Origin of the sequence: Pseudomonas putida (assembly GCF_050990305.1) — a bacterium.
In the GTDB taxonomy this organism is placed as follows: Bacteria; Pseudomonadota; Gammaproteobacteria; order Pseudomonadales; family Pseudomonadaceae; genus Aquipseudomonas; species Aquipseudomonas putida_AH.
The window spans coordinates 5,320,171-5,340,632 of the sequence record NZ_CP158817.1; the positions used below are offsets into that span (position 1 = coordinate 5,320,171).

The window sequence follows — 20,462 nt, forward strand, 5'->3', positions numbered from 1 at the left end:
TCTTGTTGGTGTTCCAAGAGCGTAGACGGCAATGGGGCTTATAGGACATTCAGCCTGTAGGAGCGCATTCCCTGACTTTTACTGCCTTGCGCGCAGTTGCTGTTGCAGGTTCTGGATCTGCGCTTGAAGGGTGTTGATATTGCGGGTGACCTGGCTGCGGAAAGCGTCGAACTCCGCGGTGTTGGTCGCGCCTTGAGCCGGCGTAGGGCGATTGTCCTGCTGGCTCTTGAGGATCACGACCTCCTGCTCCAGTCGATCGATGGCGGCGCTCGGATTGCCTTGCTTCTTCAAGGCGCTGATGTCGGCACCGAGGCTTTTGAGCTGGGCGTCGAATTTCTCAGTGTCCGCAGGGGCAGCTTTCAACGCCGCCACGTCGCTGATCAAGACTTTGACCTGGGCCTGCAATTGCGTGTTGACGCTCTGCTGCTCGGTGCCTTGAGTGGTGATCTGAGCGAGGCGCTTGTCCAGTTCAGTGGTTTGCGCGGTCATCTGCGCCAAGCGTTTGTCCAAGTCCGAAGCCTGACCCGCCACGCCTTGCTGCTGCTTGCCCTGATCCAGCAATTTGCTTTCCAACTGCCGGATTTGCAGCTTCAAGGCTTCGCTGTCGCTGGTGACGTTGGTCTGGCTGGCCACGACCTTGCCGGAAATGTCCTGCAAGCGCCCCGCCGCTTCCTCACTGATGCGCGCGAAGCTTTCCTGGGTCGCCACCAGTTGCTGCTCCATCAGCGAAATCTGCTGGAAACTCCACCAGGCCAAGCCTGCGAACGCAAAAAATAACGCGCCCACCAGTGCCCACAATGGCCCGGTGCTCGCACTTTTAACCTTGACTACGGGCGCAGGGCGCGAATGCACGGAGGTACGCGTGGTGGGCACAAAATCATCGTCGTCGAGGCTGTCGGCACGCAGGCTCGGTACATCGAAGTCGTCGTTGGCATCGTTACGCATGGACATTGAATCAACCTTTGTGAAACGGTGATGGCTTGATGCAGCGAGTATAACGCTCACCGCCGCACCGATTGACCCTCAACTCCAGAGCCGGTTCAGTGTGGGGCCGTTCAGCGAATGTCCTGGGCCTTCCACCAACCGCAGAACTCATCGAGGGCGGTCCACAGGCTGACCTTGGGGTCGTAATCCAGATAATGCCGGGCGCGGCTGATGTCCAGGGTGAAATTTTTGTTCATGACCTGCATGCCCAGTCGCGACAAGGTCGGTTCGGGGCGGCCCGGCCATACCTTGCACACGCCTTCGTTGAGCGCGGCGACGGTGTAGGCCAAGCCGAAGGAACGGTAGCGCGTAACCTGTGGGACTTCCATATTGCGCATGACGTAATTGACCACGTCCCACAACGGAACCGGCGCTCCGTTGCTGATGTTGTACACCTTGCCCAAGGCTGACCCCGTGGCCAGCAAACTGCTGAGCAAGGCTTCATTGAGGTTTTGCACGCTGGTGAAATCGGCCTTGTTCAGACCGTTGCCGATGATGGCCAGGCGTCCCTTGCGTTGCATGTTCAGCAGGCGCGGGAAAATGCTCGTGTCACCGGCACCGGTCACGAAACGCGGGCGCAGCGCGATGGTTTCCAGGCCGAATTCCTGGGCGCCGAAAACCTTTTGCTCGGCCAGGTATTTAGTCGCGGCGTAGGGATGCTTGAAGCGCTTGGGCACCTGTTCTTCAGTCAAGCCCAAGTGGTCGCGGCCATCGAAGTAGATCGACGGCGAGGACAGATGTACCAGTCGTCGAACCCGCTGTTTCAGGCAGGCCTCGACCACGTTTTCGGTGACCTGGACGTTGCCTTGATGAAAATCCTGATAGCGCCCCCACAGGCCGACGGCACCGGCGCAATGCACCACCGCCTCGACGTCGGAGCACAGCTTGTGTGCGAGTTCGGGATCGCTCAGGTCGCCCTGGACGAATTCGGCGCCACGGCGTACCAGATGCTCCACACCCTCGGCCCGGCGACCATTGACCCGCACGTCCAGGCCCTGCTCCAGGGCGAAACGCGCAAAGCGCCCGCCGATGAAGCCGCTTGCGCCGGTGACCAGAATTTTCATGTATTGCTCCGAATATTTCGTTTTGCGTATTGCTTGCGTGTCTTGACGCTGCCCGTCAGCCCAACGGCACCAGCCATTGCTTCGACGCACGCGCCAATTGATCGGTGAGCAAGCCCAGTAACTGGCCGCCATTGCGCCAATGATGCCAGTACAGCGGCACGTCGATCGGCTTATCTGGCAACAGCTCCAGTAAAGTTCCGCGTTCCAGTTGCTCGCGAACCTGCAGTTCAGGCACCAGCCCCCAGCCGAGGCCGGCTTCGGTGAGACGGATAAAACCTTCGGACGATGGGCACAAGTGGTGTTCGAATCCACCATCGACCCCCAGTGACGCCAAATAGCGATGCTGCAAAAAATCATCCGGACCAAAGACCAACGCCGGGGTGCGCGCCAATTGGTCAGCCCGCACACCCTGTGGAAAATGTCGGGCGATGAAGGCCGGGCTGGCCAACGCCCGGTAGCGCATTGCCCCAAGCAACACGCTGCGCGCGCCGGCCACCGGTCGTTCGCTGGCACACAGGCAAGCAGCCACTTCCCCTGCGCGCATGCGTTTGAGGCCGACCGTCTGGTCTTCGACAATCAAGTCCATCAATAGATGTTGCTCTGCGCAAAAGTCGCCCACGGCCTGTGCCCACCAGGTCGCCAGGCTGTCGGCGTTCAGCGCGATACGCAGGCGTTCCGGCAAACCTTCTTCGTCCAGCGCAGGCACCAGTCCTTGCAAGTCGCGCTCAAGCAGACGCACTTGTTGCACATGGTTGAGCAGACGCCGGCCGATCTCAGTCGGCGACGGCGGTGTGCCCCGCACCAAAACCGGTTGGCCCACACGTGCTTCGAGCAACTTGATGCGCTGAGAGATGGCCGACTGCGACAAACCCAGCACCTGCGCGGCCCGTTCAAAACCCGCCTGCTCGACCACCGCGGCCAGGGCAGAAAGCAATTTATAGTCGAACATCAGTTTTCCTAATGAGCGATCAGCACTATTGGTTTTTCTTATACAGCGTCCTGCCGGAAAATGGCCAGCAAGAACTTTTGAACAGGAAACACCGACATGGCTGGCGAAACTTCATTGGCAACGCTGCTGCGCAGCATGAGCCCGCAACTCAACGCCGGCGACTACGTGTTCTGCACCCTGCGCGACGGGCAGTTACCCACAGGACTGGACATCATCGGCAGCTTTCGCGAACAGGAGGGCCTGACGGTCATTCTCGAACGCTCTTGCGCCGAACGTGCGGGTTTCAGTTTCGATTACGTCGCGGCCTGGATCACCTTGAACGTGCACTCGGCCCTCGAAGCCGTCGGCCTGACCGCCGCTTTCGCCACGGCATTGGGCAAGGCCGGCATCAGTTGCAATGTGATCGCCGGCTACTACCACGACCATTTGTTCGTCGGCCAGGCCGACGCCGAACGTGCCATGCAAGTGCTGCGCGACCTCGCAGCCAACGCGGAGTAATCACCATGTGGCAAAGTTATGTGAACGGCCTGTTGGTGGCTTTCGGACTGATCATGGCGATCGGCACCCAGAATGCTTTCGTCCTGGCCCAGAGCCTTCGGCGTGAACACCATTTGCCGGTAGCGGCATTCTGCGTGGCCTGCGATGCAATCCTGGTGGCTGCCGGGGTGTTCGGCCTGGCTACGGTGCTGGCGCAGAATCCGACCCTGTTGGCGGTCGCCCGCTGGGGCGGCGCGGTATTTTTGATTTGGTACGGCAGTCAGGCACTGCGCAGGGCATTTTCAAAACAAAGCCTGCAACAGGGTGAAAATCAGACCGTTCGTTCGCTGCGGGCAGTGATGCTCAGTGCGTTGGCCGTGACCCTGCTCAACCCCCACGTTTACCTGGACACTGTCTTGTTGATCGGCTCCCTCGGTGCGCAACAAACCGAGCCCGGCGCTTATGTGGTCGGCGCGGCCAGTGCTTCCTTATTGTGGTTTTTCACCCTGGCACTCGGTGCCGCCTGGCTGGCGCCATGGCTGGCCCGCCCCAGCACATGGCGAATCCTCGATCTTTTGGTGGCGGTGATGATGTTCGCTGTAGCGCTGCAACTGATCATGGCTGGCTGAGTTATTCCAAACGGCTCTGGAACCTCTATTCCACACAGTTGTTGCGTGGTTATGCCGCCCCCCCGGTGCTATGATCCGAGACCTGCGCCGCAAAGAGTACAAACTCACCGGCGCTAGTCTGGCCGCCCGTGATCGGCCTTGCGCTCACCGCACCTGACCTGATTAGGAGATCCACCATGGCTTTCGAATTGCCGCCACTGCCTTACGCACACGATGCACTGCAGCCGCACATTTCCAAGGAAACTCTGGAATTCCACCACGACAAGCACCACAACACCTACGTCGTGAACCTGAACAACCTGGTGCCAGGCACCGAGTTCGAAGGCAAAACCCTGGAAGAAATCGTCAAGACTTCCTCGGGCGGCATCTTCAACAACGCCGCTCAGGTCTGGAACCACACTTTCTACTGGAACTGCCTGGCGCCAAACGCTGGCGGTCAACCTACCGGTGCACTGGCTGAAGCGATCAACGCTGCTTTCGGTTCGTTCGACAAGTTCAAGGAAGAGTTCAGCAAGACCTCCATCGGCACCTTCGGTTCCGGCTGGGGCTGGCTGGTGAAAAAAGCTGACGGTTCCCTGGCCCTGGCCAGCACCATCGGCGCCGGCAACCCGCTGACCAACGGCGACACCCCGCTGCTGACCTGCGACGTCTGGGAACACGCTTACTACATCGACTACCGCAACCTGCGTCCTAAGTACGTCGAAGCGTTCTGGAACCTGGTCAACTGGAAATTCGTGGCTGAGCAGTTCGAAGGCAAAACCTTCACCGCTTAAGCTTGAATGCCAGTCAAAAAACCCGGCTTTGGCCGGGTTTTTTTTATGGGTGTGTGTGAGAGCTGCCGAAGGCTGCGATCCTTTAAAGCAAGATCAAAAGATCGCAGCCTTCGGCAGCTCCTACATTTGGATGGAGTACAACCTCAAAGGTCAGGTCGCTCGCGGCAAACTCACACACCGGCATGTGCCCAACTGCGGACCTGTAGGAGCTGTCGAGTGCAACGAGGCTGCGATCTTTCAAAGCACAATCAAAAGATCGCAGCCTTCGGCAGCTCCTACATTTGGATGGAGTACAACCTCAAAGGTCAGGTCGCTCGCGGCAAACTCACACACCGGCATGTGCCCACCTGCGGACCTGTAGGAGCTGTCGAGTGCAACGAGGCTGCGATCTTTCAAAGCACGATCAAAAGATCGCAGCCTTCGGCAGCTCCTACATTTGGATGGAGTACAACCTCAAAGGTCAGGTCGCTCGCGGCAAACTCACACACCGGCATGTGCCCACCTGCGGACCTGTAGGAGCTGTCGAGTGCAACGAGGCTGCGATCTTTCAAAGCACGATCAAAAGATCGCAGCCTTCGGCAGCTCCTACATTTGGATGGAGTACAACCTCAAAGGTCAGGTCGCTCGCGGCAAACTCACACACCGGCATGTGCCCACCTGCGGACCTGTAGGAGCTGTCGAGTGCAACGAGGCTGCGATCTTTCAAAGCACGATCAAAAGATCGCAGCCTTCGGCAGCTCCTACATTTGGATGGAGTACAACCTCAAAGGTCAGGTCGCTCGCGGCAAACTCACACACCGGCATGTGCCCACCTGCGGACCTGTAGGAGCTGTCGAGTGCAACGAGGCTGCGATCTTTCAAAGCACGATCAAAAGATCGCAGCCTTCGGCAGCTCCTACATTGGATTGTGTACATCCGTGAGTAACAGGTCGGCTGTCAGGCCGCCATCGCGGGCAAGCCTCGCTCCTACAAAAGCACAAAGCACAAGGCACAGGCACAAAGCACATGGGTGTCCCCCCCCCGCTCTTCACCACTCAACAGGCCGAGTGTCAGCTCGCCTGCAGCTTTTGATCTTGATCCACCCGCCCCTTCGGGAGGCTGAGTGGAGGCGTTTATCCGGGGATTGGCGCGCAGCGCCGTTCGACGCAGTCGAACCCATCGCATGTAGGTGCCAGCGAAGCCAACCGGAGGGCGATGCCCCCGGATGAATGCCGGAGCGAAGGAACCCCGAGCCTCGGCGAGGGGCCGTACGTTCGGGGCGAGCGTTTTTTTGCTTACTTTTTTGAGGCGTTTGTCAAAAAAGTGAGTCGCCGTAAGGGCGAAACCGCCAGCCGCCGTTACCGCAGCAATGGATATACACCCAAACAACCAACAACCTGGTCGGCCCTAAAGCCGCCAAGGTCAAAAAGATCGCGCGAATCTACAAAGGGGGCCAATGTCCGACGATGAAACCAGCCCTCAACCCCTTGCCCCAACCCCACAGCCGTCTAACATCAACCCAAGGAAAATATCTCCATATCCGGCTCAAGTTGAAGGACTCGACAACCGACACAGTGCTAATCGGACAATTACCCGGACAGCAGCATATCGGCCAAGCTGCAGGCAAAATTCCCCATGGATGATTGTCCCTTTGACTGCCATCACGGGATTGCCAATACTCATGGCAACTTGATGCTACCCGCACGGAACAAGGAATAACCCTTTGAAGCTGGAACTCAAGAACAGCTTGTCGGTGAAGTTGCTCCGGGTCGTGCTCCTGTCGGCATTGATCGTCGGCGTAGTCTTGAGCTGCGCACAGATCGTTTTCGATGCCTATAAAACACGCCAGGCCGTCGCCAACGATGCCGAACGCATCCTCGACATGTTCCGCGACCCCTCGACCCAGGCCGTCTATAGCCTGGACCGGGAAATGGGCATGCAGGTGATCGAAGGCCTGTTTCAGGACGACGCCGTACGCCAGGCGTCCATCGGCCACCCTAATGAAGCCATGCTCGCGCAAAAATCCCGCGACTTGCAGCAGTCCAACAGCCGCTGGCTGACCGACCTGATCCTGGGCAAGGAGCGCACGTTCACCACCCAATTGGTCGGACGCGGCCCGTACAGCGAGTACTACGGTGACTTGAGCATCACCCTCGACACGGCAACCTACGGGCAAGGCTTTATCGTCAGTTCGGTCATCATCTTCATTTCCGGCGTGTTACGCGCCCTGGCCATGGGGCTGGTGTTGTATCTGGTCTACCACTGGCTACTGACCAAACCCTTGTCGCGGATCATCGAGCACCTGACCGAAATCAATCCGGATCGCCCCAGCGAGCACAAAATCCCCCTGCTCAAGGGGCATGAGAAAAACGAGCTGGGCATCTGGATCAACACCGCCAACCAGTTGCTGGAATCCATCGAGCGCAACACCCATCTGCGTCACGAAGCAGAAAACAGCCTGTTGCGTATGGCCCAGTACGATTTCCTCACGGGCTTGCCGAACCGCCAGCAACTGCAATCGCAACTGGACAAGATCCTGATAGATGCCGGCAAGCTGCAACGTCGCGTTGCAGTGCTCTGTGTCGGTCTTGATGACTTCAAGGGCATCAACGAGCAGTTCAGCTACCAGACGGGCGACCAGTTGCTGCTGGCCCTGGCCGATCGCCTGCGGGCACACAGTGGACGCCTGGGCGCCCTCGCTCGCCTTGGTGGCGACCAATTCGCGCTCGTGCAGGCCGATATCGAACAGCCCTACGAAGCCGCCGAACTGGCCCAAAGCATCCTCGATGACCTGGAAGCGGCATTCGCCCTCGACCACCAGGAAATTCGCCTGCGTGCCACCATTGGCATCACCCTGTTCCCCGAAGACGGCAACAGCACCGAAAAGCTGCTGCAAAAAGCCGAGCAGACCATGACCCTGGCCAAGACTCGCTCGCGCAACCGCTATCAGTTCTATATCGCCAGCGTTGACACCGAAATGCGCCGCCGTCGCGAGCTGGAAAAAGACCTGCGCGATGCCCTGGCCCGCGAGCAGTTTTATCTGGTCTACCAACCACAAATCAGCTATCGCGATCATCGGGTGGTGGGCGTCGAGGCATTGATTCGCTGGCAACACCCGGAACATGGGCTGGTACCACCGGACCTGTTCATCCCCCTGGCCGAGCAGAACGGCACCATCATCGCCATTGGTGAATGGGTGCTGGACCAGGCCTGCAAGCAATTGCGCGACTGGCACGACCAGGGTTTCAGCGACCTGCGCATGGCGGTGAACCTGTCCACCGTGCAGTTGCACCACGCCGAACTGCCAAGGGTGGTCAACAACCTGCTGCAGATGTATCGCCTGCCGCCGCGCAGCCTGGAGCTGGAGGTCACCGAGACCGGCCTGATGGAAGACATCAGCACCGCCGCACAACACCTGCTCAGCCTGCGTCGTTCCGGGGCGTTGATCGCAATCGACGACTTCGGTACGGGCTACTCGTCATTGAGCTATCTGAAAAGCCTGCCGCTGGACAAGATCAAGATCGATAAGAGCTTCGTGCAGGACCTGCTCGATGACGACGATGACGCGACCATCGTTCGCGCCATCATCCAGTTGGGCAAGAGCCTGGGCATGCAGGTGATTGCCGAAGGCGTGGAAACCGCCGAGCAGGAGGCGTACATCATCTCTGAAGGCTGCCACGAAGGTCAGGGTTATCACTACAGCAAACCCCTGCCGGCCAGGGAATTGGGCGCTTACTTAAAACAGGCCCAGCGCAGTAACGCCGCTATCTGGTAAACCCCGATTTACCTGTAGGAGCGAGCACGCTCGCGATGAAGGTGAAGGCGACGCATTTTTCCAGATGCCCGGCATCATCGTTCACGTCCATCGCGAGCATGCTCGCTCCTACAGAGTCAAAGCATTCACCCTGTGAATAAGAAATATTTCCAAGAACAACTCTTTACACATAATGCGAAAGATTTGCATTATGTCGCAGTTTTGCGCGCCGGTCGCGCCATACCACCCCTCTCGAAGCAGGATGTTCGCCATGATTCGTATGCCTCTGGCTACCGCCAGTCTGTTGGCCATCGCTATTTCCCTCGCCGGCTGTGGCGAAGGTAAAGACAAAGAAAAAGCTGCCGCACCTGCGCCAGCCGCCAGCACTGCTACTGCCCCGGCTACGCCAGCCGCCGCACCTGCCGCTGCCGGCAAGGTCGATGAAGCCGCCGCCAAAGCCGTTGTCGCCCATTACGCCGACATGGTTTTCGCGGTTTACAGCGATGCCGAATCCACTGCGAAAACCCTGCAAACCGCCGTCGATGCCTTCCTCGCCAAGCCGAACGACGACACCCTGAAAGCCGCCAAGGCTGCCTGGATCGCGGCCCGAGTTCCTTACCTGCAGAGCGAAGCATTCCGCTTCGGCAACACCATCATCGACGACTGGGAAGGTCAGGTGAACTCCTGGCCACTGGACGAAGGCCTGATCGACTACGTCGACAAATCCTACGAGCACGCACTGGGTAACCCGGGCGCTACCGCCAATATCATCGCCAATACCGAGATTCAGGTCGGCGAAGACAAGGTCGACGTGAAAGACATCACCTCGGAAAAACTCGCCAGCCTGAACGAGCTGGGCGGTTCCGAGGCCAACGTTGCCACCGGCTACCACGCCATCGAATTCCTGCTCTGGGGCCAGGACCTGAACGGCACCGGCCCTGGCGCCGGCAACCGTCCAGCGTCGGACTACCTGGAAGGCAAAGGCGCAACCGGCGGTCACAACGATCGTCGCCGCGCTTATCTGAAATCCGTAACCCAGCTGCTGGTCAGCGACCTGGAAGAAATGGTTGGTAACTGGAAGCCAAACGTGGCCGACAACTACCGCGCCACCCTGGAAGCAGAACCGGCTGAAAGCGGCCTGCGCAAAATGCTGTTCGGCATGGGCAGCCTGTCCCTGGGTGAACTGGCGGGCGAGCGCATGAAGGTTTCCCTGGAAGCCAACTCCCCTGAAGACGAGCAGGATTGCTTCAGCGACAACACCCACAACTCGCACTTCTACGACGCCAAGGGCATTCGCAACGTGTACTTGGGCGAATATACCCGCGTCGACGGCACCAAGATGACCGGCGCCAGCCTGTCGTCCCTGGTGGCCAAGGCCGACCCGGCTGCCGACACCGCGCTGAAAGCCGACCTCGCCGCGACTGAAGCCAAACTGCAGGTCATCGTCGATCACGCCAACAAGGGTGAGCACTACGACCAACTGATCGCTGCCGGTAACACCGCTGGCAACCAGATCGTCCGTGACGCCATCGCTTCCCTGGTCAAGCAGACCGGTTCGATCGAAGCGGCCGCTGGCAAACTGGGCATCGCTGACCTGAACCCGGACAACGCTGATCACGAATTCTGATCAACGCTGGCTGAATAAAAAGGCGACCTTCGGGTCGCCTTTTTCATGCCCGCTGACCACTGTAGGAGCGAGGCTTGCCCGCGAAGGCGACGTCATGTTCAACGGTAACGGTGACTGGAACACCGCTTTCGCGAGCAAGCTTCGCTCCTACGGGGGATCGCGATTCGCAGGTAGTGCCCCAAATCAAGCAAACGATAATTCCTCTTATTCAAATTCCCATCCCCTGTTAGACTTTGCGCCTTTATTTTGCCCCTGTTGCAGGATGTCTGATGCCCCCGCTGCCTCTTCGCTTGTCCGCACTGTTTCTGGCCCTGTGCCTGAGTGCTTGCGATGACGCCCCGCGTTTTACCAAGGCAGAACCCGGTGAAGCCCGCTCCGGGGGCAGTGCGACCGTGCGCAAGACCGATCAGAACGCATTCTCGCTGCCATCAGCCAACCTGCCGCCCTCGCGGCGCGTGGACTTCAGTGTCGGCAACAGTTTCTTTCGCAACCCCTGGGTGATCGCCCCGTCGACCACCACCGCCCGTGATGGCCTTGGCCCGTTGTTCAACACCAACGCCTGCCAGGGCTGCCATATCAAGGATGGCCGTGGTCACCCGCCTGCGCCCGATGCACAGAATGCGGTGTCGATGCTGGTGCGCCTGTCGATTCCCAATGCCCCTGCCTACGCCAAAATCATCGAACAACAAGGCGTGGTGCCGGAGCCGGTCTACGGCGGGCAATTCCAGGACATGTCGGTGCCTGGCGTCGTCCCGGAAGGCAAGGTGCGGGTTGATTACACACCGGTGTCGGTGCGCTTCAAGGACGGCACCGAAGTCGAACTGCGCAAACCGACCTTGAACATCACGCAACTGGGCTATGGACCGATGCACCCCGACACCCGTTTTTCAGCCCGGGTGGCACCGCCGATGATTGGCCTGGGTCTGCTGGAAGCCATCCCGGAAGCGGCCATCCTGGCGAATGCCGAGGCGCAGGCGAAAGAAAACAACGGCATCGCCGGTCGCCCGAACCGGGTCTGGGATGATGCACAGCAAAAAACCGTCCTCGGGCGCTTTGGCTGGAAAGCCGGGCAACCGAATCTCAATCAACAAAATGTCCACGCGTTTTCCGGTGACATGGGCCTCACCACCAGCCTGAGACCCTTTGATGATTGCACCGACACGCAGACTGCCTGCAAACAGGCCCCCAATGGCAACGGCCCCGATGGCGAGCCGGAAGTCAGCGACAACATCCTGCGCCTGGTGCTGTTCTATACCCGCAATCTCGCGGTCCCGGCACGTCGCGATGTCGGCGCGCCGCAAGTGCTGGCCGGCAAGAATTTGTTTTACCAGGCCGGATGCCAATCCTGCCACACACCGAAATACACCACCGCCGCCAACGCCGCCGAGCCCGAGCTGGCCAATCAAGTGATTCGCCCTTACAGCGATCTGTTGCTGCATGACATGGGCGACGGCCTGGCCGATAACCGTAGCGAATTCCAAGCCAGTGGCCGCGACTGGCGCACCCCGCCGTTGTGGGGCATCGGCTTGACCGAAGCGGTCAGTGGTCACACCCAGTATTTGCATGACGGCCGTGCTCGCAATCTGCTCGAAGCCGTGCTCTGGCATGGTGGCGAGGCGAAAGCGGCACAGCAACAGGTTTTGACTTTCAATGCCGAACAGCGTGCAGCGCTGCTGGCGTTTCTGAATTCCCTTTAATACCCATTCCACCGGCGGGAGCCCGACATGTTTCGTCCCAAATTGTTGTTCACCAGCCTTGCAGCGCTCGCCTTGGGCGCCTGTTCGCCACAGGACCCGCAGGCAGTTACCTCGGCGGCCATTGCCAAGTCGGTGATTCTGCCGACCTATACCCGTTGGGTTGAAGCGGACCGCCAACTGGCCGTCAGCGCCCTCGCTTATTGCGAAGGCAAGGAAACCCTGGAAACCGCCCGTACCGACTTCCTGCATGCGCAGAAAGCTTGGGCCGAGTTGCAACCGCTGCTGATCGGTCCGCTGGCCGAAGGTAACCGTTCGTGGCAGATACAGTTCTGGCCGGACAAGAAAAACCTGGTCGGCCGTCAAGTCGAACAATTGGTTACGGCCCAGCCGCAGATCGATGCTGCCGAGCTGGCCAAGTCCAGCGTTGTGGTTCAAGGCCTGTCGGCCTACGAATACATCCTGTTCGACAGCAAGCCTGATGTGGCCAACGCCGAGCAGAAAGCCAAGTACTGCCCGTTGCTGGTCGCCATCGGTGAGCGTCAGAAACAACTGGCCGAAGAGATTCTGAAAACCTGGAACAACACCGACGGCATGCTGGCTCAGCTGAGCAAGTTCCCCAACCAGCGTTATGCCGACTCCCACGAAGCCATCGCCGACCTGCTGCGCGTACAGGTCACCGCCCTCGACAGCCTGAAGAAAAAACTCGGCACGCCGATGGGGCGCCAGACCAAGGGCGTGCCACAACCGTTCCAGGCTGATGCATGGCGCAGTCAGTCGTCTCTGACGGGTATGGAAGCCAGTCTTGCCGCCGCGAAAACCGTATGGGAAGGCGTCGACAACAAAGGGATTCGTGGCTTGCTGCCAAGCGACCAGAAGCCTTTGGCCGACAAGATCGACGCCGCCTACGCCGCATCGCTCAAACTGTTCGCCAGCAACCAGCGTTCGTTGACTGAAATGCTCAATGACGACGCCGGTCGCCAGCAACTCAACGATCTCTATGACAGCCTCAACGTCGTCCACCGCCTGCACGAAAGCGATCTGGCCAAGGCGCTGGGCATCCAACTGGGCTTCAACGCCAACGACGGTGACTGATGAGGACGAGTGCCATGCTGCGACGCCAGGCTCTGACTTTAGGTAGTTTGCTGCTGGGAGCAGTGACGCTGGGCGGCTGGACGCTGTTCAAACGCAAGGATCAGAGCCCGTTGTTGCTCTCGGCGCGGGACGATACCGACGGCAATCACTATGCCGTCGGTTATCGGCTGGACGGCACCCGGGTGTTTGCCACCCAGGTCGGCCAGCGCTGCCACGACATCATCAACCACCCGACGTTGCCGATTGCATTGTTCGTCGCTCGTCGTCCTGGGACCGAGAGCTACCTGATCGACTTGCGTGACGGTACGCTGCTGCAAACCGTAACGTCCCGGCCGAACCGGCACTTCTATGGTCACGCGGTGATTCACAAGAGCGGCGACTGGCTGTACGCCACCGAGAACGACACGTCCGATCCCGGTCGGGGCTTGCTCGGTGTGTACAAGTTCGAAGGTGAACGCTTGGTGCACAGCGGCGAGATTTCCACCCATGGCCTGGGCCCGCATCAGGTGTCGTGGATGCCCGACGGCGAAACCCTGGTGGTGGCCAATGGCGGCATTCGCACCGAGGCGGAAAGCCGCGTCGACATGAACCTCAACGCCATGGAGCCGAGCCTGGTGCTGATGCAGCGCGACGGCACGCTGCTGAGCAAGGAAACCCTCGCCCAGCAAATGAACAGCGTGCGCCACCTGGGCATTGCCAGCGACGGTACCATTGTCGCCGGCCAGCAATTCATGGGGGCATCCCATGAGCGCTCGGAGCTGCTGGCGATCAAGCGCCCCGGCCAACCCTTCGTGGCGTTCCCGGTACCCGAACACCAGTTGCAAGCGATGGGGCACTACACCGCAAGCGTCGCGGTGCACAGTGACTTGCGCCTGGTGGCGTTGACGGCGCCACGGGGCAATCGCTTCTTCATCTGGGACCTGGACAGCGGCGAAGTGCGCCTGGACGCGCCCCTTCCCGATTGCGCCGGGGTGGGTGCAGTGGCCGATGGTTTTGTCGTGACCTCGGGCCAGGGGCGATGCCGTTACTACGATTGCCGCCAGACAAACCTTGTTGCAAAACCGCTGGAGTTACCGGCGGGGCTCTGGGACAACCATCTGCATCTGACCGTGTAGGAACGAGCACGCTCGCGATGGACGCCAACGATGACGCGGGCTGCCTGAATGGCCGCGTTGACCTGACGTTTTTCGCGAGCATGCTCGCTCCTACAGGTTTTGCGTGCTATCGCAGGCTGCGATCTTTTCAGGGTTTTCACGATCTAATACCTCGTTACCTGTAAAAACTGGCAGTTGGATTACCCTTCTCAGTCGCGGTAATGTGCCCCACTGTCTCGCCTGATTTCTCCAAGGAACTGGAACTATGCTGCGTCGCCGCATGCTGATCATGTTGGGTGTTGTGCTGCTGATCGTGCTGGTGCTGGCCGGCTACAAAGCCTTCTCCATCTACACGATGATCCAGGGCTTTTCCGCACCGAAACCGCCCATCAGCGTCGCCGTGGCCACGGCAATCGAACGGCCCTGGCAGGCTCGCCTGCCCACGGTCGGCACACTCAAGGCGTTGCAAGGCGTGGACCTGAGCCTGGAGACCGACGGCACTGTCGTCGATGTGCAGTTCGAGTCAGGGCAGAAGGTCAAGGCCGGCCAACCCATCGTCCGCCTCGACAGTGCAGTGGAAAGCGCCCTGCTCGAAACCGCTCTGGCCGATCTGGGGCTGGCCCAGGTGGATTACACCCGCGGTAGCCAACTGGTCGGCAGCCAGGCCATTTCCAAGGGTGAGTTCGACCGACTCTCGGCGGTCCTGAAAAAGAGCAAGGCCACGGTCAATCAGCTCAAGGCTGCACTCGGCAAGAAAAGCATCCTCGCCCCGTTCAGCGGCACCATCGGCATTCGTCAGGTGGATGTCGGCGACTACGTCGCCACCGGCACCATGATTGCCACCCTGCAAGACCTCAGCAGTCTCTACGTCGACTTTTATGTGCCCGAACAGTCGGTGCCCAAGATTGCCGTCGGCCAGCCGGTGCAGATCATCGTTGCGGCTTTTCCGACCGAGGAATTTCCCGGCACCATCACTGCGATCAACCCGAAAGTCGAGAACAGCACGCGCAACGTGCAGGTCCGCGCCACCTTGGCCAACCCCGATGGCAAGTTACTGCCTGGCATGTTCGCCAGCTTGCAGGTCATTTTGCCCGACCCGCAACGGCGCATCGTCGTGCCTGAAAGCGCGATCACCTACACGCTCTATGGCAACTCGGTCTATGTCGCCGCCCAAAAGAAAGCCGAAGACGGCAGTGTGGAAAAAGATGACAAGGGCCAACCCGTGCTGATCGCCGAACGACGCTTCGTGGAAACCGGCGAGCGTCGCAACGGCATGGTGATGATCACCAAAGGCGTGCAAAACGGCGAAACGGTCGTGACCGCTGGCCAGATCAAACTGGACAACGGTGCACACATCGCCATCAGCGACGACAAGACGCTGGCCGAGAAGAACAGCCAGCCGCGCGCTGACTGATCAAGGAACCTCCCATGGCTTTTACTGATCCGTTCATCCGCCGCCCGGTGCTCGCCACCGTGGTCAGCCTGCTGATTGTGTTGCTGGGCTTCCAGGCCTGGAGCAAGTTGCCACTGCGTCAGTACCCGCAAATGGAAAACGCCCTGATCACGGTGACCACCGCGTACCCCGGGGCCAACGCCGAAACCATCCAGGGCTACATCACCCAACCGATGCAACAAAGCCTGGCCAGCGCCGAAGGCATCGACTACATGACCTCGGTCAGTCGGCAGAACTTCTCGGTGATTTCGATCTACGCGCGCATCGGTGCCAATAGCGACCGGTTGTTCACCGAACTGCTGGCCAAGGCCAACGAGGTCAAGAACCAGCTGCCCCAGGACGCCGAAGACCCGGTCCTGAGCAAGGAAGCCGCCGACGCCTCGGCGCTGATGTACATCAGCTTTTTCAGCAAGGAATTGAGCAACCCGCAGATCACCGACTACCTGTCACGGGTCATCCAGCCGAAACTGGCGACCCTGCCCGGCATGGCCGAAGCCGAGATTCTCGGCAATCAGGTGTTTGCAATGCGTCTGTGGCTGGACCCGGTGAAGCTCGCCGGCTTTGGCTTGAGTGCCAGCGACGTGACCAACGCGGTGCGCCAGTACAACTTTCTCTCCGCCGCCGGTGAAGTGAAAGGCGAGTACGTGGTCACCAGTATCAACGCCAGTACCGAGCTCAAATCCGCCGAAGCCTTCGCGGCCATTCCGCTCAAGGTCGACGGTGACAGTCGCGTGCTGCTGCGTGACGTCGCTCGGGTCGAGATGGGCGCGGAAAACTACGACACCATCAGTTCCTTCGGCGGTACGCCTTCGGTGTACATCGGCATCAAGGCCACGCCGGGGGCCAACCCGTTGGACGTGATCAAGGAAGTGCGCAAGATCATGCCGGATCTTGAGGCCCAGCTGCCGCCAAACCTCAAGGGGGAAATTGCCTACGACGCCACGCTGTTCATCCAGGCTTCGATCGATGAAGTGGTGAAAACCCTGTTCGAAGCGGTGCTGATCGTGATTGTGGTGGTATTCCTGTTCTTGGGTGCCCTGCGCTCGGTGGTGATCCCGGTGGTCACCATTCCCCTGTCGATGATCGGCGTGATGTTCTTCATGCAGATGATGGGGTACTCGATCAACCTGCTGACCTTGCTGGCGATGGTATTGGCCATCGGGCTGGTGGTGGACGACGCCATCGTGGTGGTGGAAAACATCCACCGCCATATCGAGGAAGGCAAGACGCCGCTGGATGCCGCCCTCGAAGGCGCCCGGGAAATCGCCATGCCGGTGGTATCGATGACCATCACCCTGGCGGCGGTTTATGCGCCGATTGGCTTTTTGACAGGGCTAACCGGGGCCCTGTTCAAGGAGTTCGCCCTGACGCTGGCCGGTGCCGTGGTGATCTCCGGGATCGTTGCCCTGACGTTGTCGCCGATGATGTGCGCTTTCCTGCTGCGACATGACGAAAACCCGAGCGGCCTGGCCCATCGCCTCGACCAGATTTTCGAAAACCTCAAGCGTCGTTACCAGCGCCTGCTGCACGGCACACTCAACACTCGGCCAGTGGTGTTGGTATTTGCCGTCATCGTGCTGTGCCTGATCCCGGTGCTGCTCAAGTTCACCAAGTCGGAACTGGCACCGGATGAAGACCAGGGCATCATTTTCATGATGGCCAACGCCCCGCAACCGACCAACCTCGACTACCTGAACACCTACACCGACGAGTTCATCTCGATCTTCAAGGCGTTTCCCGAGTACTACTCCTCGTTCCAGATCAACGGCTTCAACGGCGTGCAATCGGGCATCGGCGGCTTCCTGCTCAAACCCTGGAACGAGCGCAGCCGGACCCAAATGCAGATCCTGCCCCAGGTTCAGGCCAAGCTTGCGGGTATTCCGGGGCTGCAGGTTTTCGGTTTTAACCTGCCGTCGTTACCGGGCACTGGCGAGGGGCTGCCGTTTCAGTTCGTCATTAACACCGCCAACGACTACGAGTTGTTGCTGCAAGTGATGGACCGGGTGAAAAAACGCGCCATGGACTCCGGCAAGTTCGCTTTCGTCGACGTCGACCTGGCGTTCGACAAACCTGAAGTCGTGGTGGATATCGATCGCGCCAAGGCCGCACAGATGGGCGTATCGATGCAGGACCTGGGTGGAACGCTGGCAACACTGCTGGGTGAAGCGGAAATCAACCGTTTCACCATCGAAGGTCGCAGTTACAAAGTCATTGCCCAGGTTGAACGCCCCTTCCGGGATAACCCTGAGTGGCTGAACAATTATTACGTCAGGAACACCCAGGGTGAATTGCTGGCCCTGTCGACCCTGATCACCGTGAAGGAACGGGCACGGCCAAGGCAATTGAACCAGTTCCAGCAACTCAACTCCGCCATTCTTTCCGGCGTACCGCTGGTCAGCATGGGCGAAGCCATTGATACCGTGCGCCAGATCGCCCGGGAGGAAGCACCGGTGGGGTTCGCGATCGACTATGCCGGCGCATCGCGACAATACGTGCAGGAGGGCAGTGCTTTGTGGGTCACCTTTGCCCTGGCATTGGCCATCATTTTCCTGGTGCTGGCGGCACAGTTCGAAAGTTTCCGCGATCCGCTGGTGATTCTGGTGACGGTGCCACTGTCGATCTGCGGCGCGTTGATCCCGCTGTTCCTCGGCTGGTCGAGCATGAACATCTACACCCAGGTCGGGCTGGTGACGCTGATCGGACTGATCAGTAAGCACGGGATCTTGATCGTCGAATTCGCCAACCAGCTGCGCAAGGACAAGGGCCTGACGCCCCGCGAGGCCGTGGAAGAAGCCGCCTCCATCCGCCTGCGACCCGTCTTGATGACGACCGCAGCGATGGTATTCGGCATGGTGCCGTTGATCATCGCCACGGGCGCGGGGGCAGTGAGTCGGTTCGATATCGGCACGGTCATTGCGACCGGGATGTCGATTGGTACGCTGTTTACGTTGTTTGTGCTGCCGTGCGTGTACACCGTGCTGGCAAAGCCCGACAAGCCTAAAGAAGCCCCCTAACTTTGTGGGAGCGTGTCTTTGTGGCGAGGGGATTTATCCCCGTTGGGCTGCGAAGCGGCCCCAAATTTTTTCCATCATGGACCTGCAAAAATCGGAGTGGAGACTTTACGACTGCTTTGCAGTCGGACGGGGATAAATCCCCTCGCCACAAAAGCTCATTTCCAAAATGGTTTTTGCAAGAGTTGAGTGATCGCCAACAAAAAAGCCTCGCATCAGCGAGGCCTTTTATTTGGGCTTCAATCTTTTCAACTTTGCGGCTTCAATCCTTGAGAGAGTCCGAAAATGAACAGCAATAAATCATTATCGGGATGGGTCACCGCCGATGCCTTGGCGACCCGTGGCAGTGGACAATGTTCACCACTGCTTGAACCAAGAACCTGCATACGCGGCTGCTCCCAGGCAGCCACCGCCAGTGAAGCGACTGCCAAGGCTCCTACCAAAAACAAACCTCGCGCAACTTCGAGTTTCATTGCTATAAACCTTTGATGGCGCTGCCAAACGCCGTTTTATAAAAGTAGACGAGTTTTTCCCAATCCATCGGGCTGAATGACGAGTGGCGACGTAGCTGCTTCATATCATGGGCTGCCGCTTGCCGGGCACTCAAGCGCTGCCGACATTTCTCCAGATCGATCAAAGCGACCTCGATCTTAGCAGCCTCACCCTCGCCAATTACGCGTACGAACACATGTTTGATATAGAGACAACTGTGTTGCCAACGGCCCTTGTGCATGCGCACCAGGTTCTCGGCCAGCTCCTTCAGTATCCGCGCGTGCACCGCTTCGCCGTGACGCTCACGACCGCCAGCGGCATACCAGTGTTCGAGCTCCAGGAAGCCGTCCAGTGATTGGGTGACCAGCAATGCGCGCCATTTGTGTACGGGATCTGGCTGTGCACCGCTGAAAACAATTTCCGGGACTTTGACACCCAGCCGACCAACACTCATGAGCGCATCACGCTCACGCAACACCGTCGGTCGACCGAACGGGTGCAACAGGCTGCGGTAGGTGTGTCCGGTTTGGCGCTTGGCGTAGAGCAGTTGGCCATCACTGCCCATGACACGCTCCACGCCACTTTCTCCTCCGCGACGGAGATTGGGCTCTTCCACCCATTCGCCCCGCTGATTCCAGAAAAAGTCGAAACGGTCCTGGGAAACAACGTCCGATCCTGCTGCACACTGCACTGCCATCCTGTTACCTCTTGCGTAATACGTAAACTCGCCACATGGCATAGAGTGGTAAAAAGTCCAGACGTTCCTGAATACGGAAACCCGCCTCCTCAAATTCCTGTTCTACCGTAGCAGCCGGTAGCACAAATCGATTTTGGTAACCGACTTGCCCACGCGTACGTTCAAGACGCTTGCGTTTCCACGACTTGAAATTGCCGTCTACCCACAGTGAGAGGATCACGCTGTCACGGGTGACGCGCTCGAATTCGCGCAAAATGACCCGTCGATGCTCGGCTTCACCAATGTGGTGGAGCAAGCGCATGCAGAAAATGCTGTCAACGGCATTATCAGGCAAGGCGATGTCGAATGCAGACGTGTGCAAGGGTTGTACCCGTTTCACCACATCGGCCGGTTGCGCCTGCATGGCAATCTTTAACATCGACTCGGAGTTATCGGCGCCAATGATCACCCGGTTGGTTTTTTCCGCTAGCAATGGCCAGAAACGCCCCGCACCGCATGGCAGATCAAGCACCAGGCCCGGCTCGCCAACCAGCGCCAGTGCCTTACGCGCCAGTTGCTCGTCACGCCAGTGGGACAGTTTACGGCTGGCACCATCCTGATGTTTGATCAGGTACTGTTGCGCGTGCTGATCGTCGTATTTCTCGGAAAAATCAAGTTTGATGGGGCCGGCCATCGCCTAGGTCTCCTGTA

General features: G+C 59.2%; 16 protein-coding genes. 10 read left to right on the plus strand and 6 right to left on the minus strand.

Going from position 1 to position 20,462, the window contains the following annotated elements:
* Positions 1 to 78 precede the first annotated feature (78 nt).
* The 3 genes from ABTV22_RS24110 to ABTV22_RS24120 form a co-directional block, all read right to left on the minus strand.
* Positions 79 to 951, minus strand: a complete 873-nt coding sequence (locus ABTV22_RS24110; RefSeq protein WP_433736921.1) for an ATPase — start codon at positions 949 to 951, stop codon at positions 79 to 81.
* A 104-nt stretch (positions 952 to 1,055) separates the two neighbouring features.
* Entirely contained in the window at positions 1,056 to 2,048 is a 993-nt protein-coding gene (locus ABTV22_RS24115) for an NAD-dependent epimerase/dehydratase family protein (RefSeq protein WP_433736922.1), read from the minus strand.
* 55 nt (positions 2,049 to 2,103) lie between these two features.
* Complete coding sequence (locus tag ABTV22_RS24120) at positions 2,104 to 2,997, minus strand: LysR family transcriptional regulator ArgP (protein WP_433736923.1); 894 nt, start codon at positions 2,995 to 2,997, stop codon at positions 2,104 to 2,106.
* A 96-nt stretch (positions 2,998 to 3,093) separates the two neighbouring features.
* Here ABTV22_RS24120 and ABTV22_RS24125 point away from each other — a divergent pair, with 96 nt between their 5' ends.
* The 10 genes from ABTV22_RS24125 to ABTV22_RS24170 all read left to right on the plus strand — a co-directional run bounded on the left by ABTV22_RS24125 (position 3,094) and on the right by ABTV22_RS24170 (position 18,586).
* The gene (locus tag ABTV22_RS24125) at positions 3,094 to 3,495 is read left to right on the plus strand and encodes an ACT domain-containing protein (RefSeq protein ID WP_433736924.1); all 402 of its coding nucleotides are present in this window, start codon (positions 3,094 to 3,096) and stop codon (positions 3,493 to 3,495) included.
* A gap of 5 nt (positions 3,496 to 3,500) precedes the next feature.
* The gene (locus ABTV22_RS24130; protein WP_433736925.1) at positions 3,501 to 4,103 is read left to right on the plus strand and encodes a LysE/ArgO family amino acid transporter; all 603 of its coding nucleotides are present in this window, start codon (positions 3,501 to 3,503) and stop codon (positions 4,101 to 4,103) included.
* Positions 4,104 to 4,279: 176 nt separating this feature from the next.
* Entirely contained in the window at positions 4,280 to 4,876 is a 597-nt protein-coding gene (locus ABTV22_RS24135; protein ID WP_008022038.1) for a superoxide dismutase, read from the plus strand.
* Between the two features lie 1,702 nt (positions 4,877 to 6,578).
* On the plus strand, positions 6,579 to 8,630 hold the full coding sequence (locus ABTV22_RS24140; RefSeq protein WP_433736926.1) for a putative bifunctional diguanylate cyclase/phosphodiesterase: 2,052 nt from the start codon (positions 6,579 to 6,581) through the stop codon (positions 8,628 to 8,630).
* 250 nt (positions 8,631 to 8,880) lie between these two features.
* Positions 8,881 to 10,236, plus strand: coding sequence for an imelysin family protein (locus ABTV22_RS24145; protein ID WP_433736927.1), 1,356 nt, complete (start codon positions 8,881 to 8,883; stop codon positions 10,234 to 10,236).
* Positions 10,237 to 10,505: 269 nt separating this feature from the next.
* The gene (locus tag ABTV22_RS24150) at positions 10,506 to 11,933 is read left to right on the plus strand and encodes a di-heme oxidoredictase family protein (protein WP_433736928.1); all 1,428 of its coding nucleotides are present in this window, start codon (positions 10,506 to 10,508) and stop codon (positions 11,931 to 11,933) included.
* 27 nt (positions 11,934 to 11,960) lie between these two features.
* Positions 11,961 to 13,025, plus strand: coding sequence for an imelysin family protein (locus tag ABTV22_RS24155; protein WP_433736929.1), 1,065 nt, complete (start codon positions 11,961 to 11,963; stop codon positions 13,023 to 13,025).
* A 14-nt stretch (positions 13,026 to 13,039) separates the two neighbouring features.
* Positions 13,040 to 14,140 carry a DUF1513 domain-containing protein gene (locus ABTV22_RS24160; RefSeq protein WP_433736930.1) on the plus strand — a complete coding sequence of 367 codons (1,101 nt, stop codon included), beginning with the start codon at positions 13,040 to 13,042 and terminating at the stop codon, positions 14,138 to 14,140.
* 244 nt (positions 14,141 to 14,384) lie between these two features.
* Positions 14,385 to 15,533: an efflux RND transporter periplasmic adaptor subunit gene (locus ABTV22_RS24165; RefSeq protein WP_433736931.1), complete on the plus strand. Its 1,149-nt coding sequence runs from the start codon at positions 14,385 to 14,387 to the stop codon at positions 15,531 to 15,533.
* A 14-nt stretch (positions 15,534 to 15,547) separates the two neighbouring features.
* Positions 15,548 to 18,586: a multidrug efflux RND transporter permease subunit gene (locus ABTV22_RS24170; protein WP_433736932.1), complete on the plus strand. Its 3,039-nt coding sequence runs from the start codon at positions 15,548 to 15,550 to the stop codon at positions 18,584 to 18,586.
* Positions 18,587 to 18,831: 245 nt separating this feature from the next.
* Here the strand turns inward: ABTV22_RS24170 and ABTV22_RS24175 are convergent, their stop codons facing one another.
* Genes ABTV22_RS24175 through ABTV22_RS24185 form a run of 3 tightly spaced genes read right to left on the minus strand, consistent with a single transcriptional unit; the run spans position 18,832 to position 20,445 of the window.
* Entirely contained in the window at positions 18,832 to 19,056 is a 225-nt protein-coding gene (locus tag ABTV22_RS24175; protein ID WP_433736933.1) for a hypothetical protein, read from the minus strand.
* A gap of 2 nt (positions 19,057 to 19,058) precedes the next feature.
* On the minus strand, positions 19,059 to 19,772 hold the full coding sequence (locus tag ABTV22_RS24180) for a lipopolysaccharide kinase InaA family protein (RefSeq protein ID WP_433736934.1): 714 nt from the start codon (positions 19,770 to 19,772) through the stop codon (positions 19,059 to 19,061).
* A gap of 4 nt (positions 19,773 to 19,776) precedes the next feature.
* Positions 19,777 to 20,445, minus strand: coding sequence for a class I SAM-dependent methyltransferase (locus tag ABTV22_RS24185; RefSeq protein ID WP_433736935.1), 669 nt, complete (start codon positions 20,443 to 20,445; stop codon positions 19,777 to 19,779).
* Between the last annotated feature and the right edge of the window lie 17 nt (positions 20,446 to 20,462).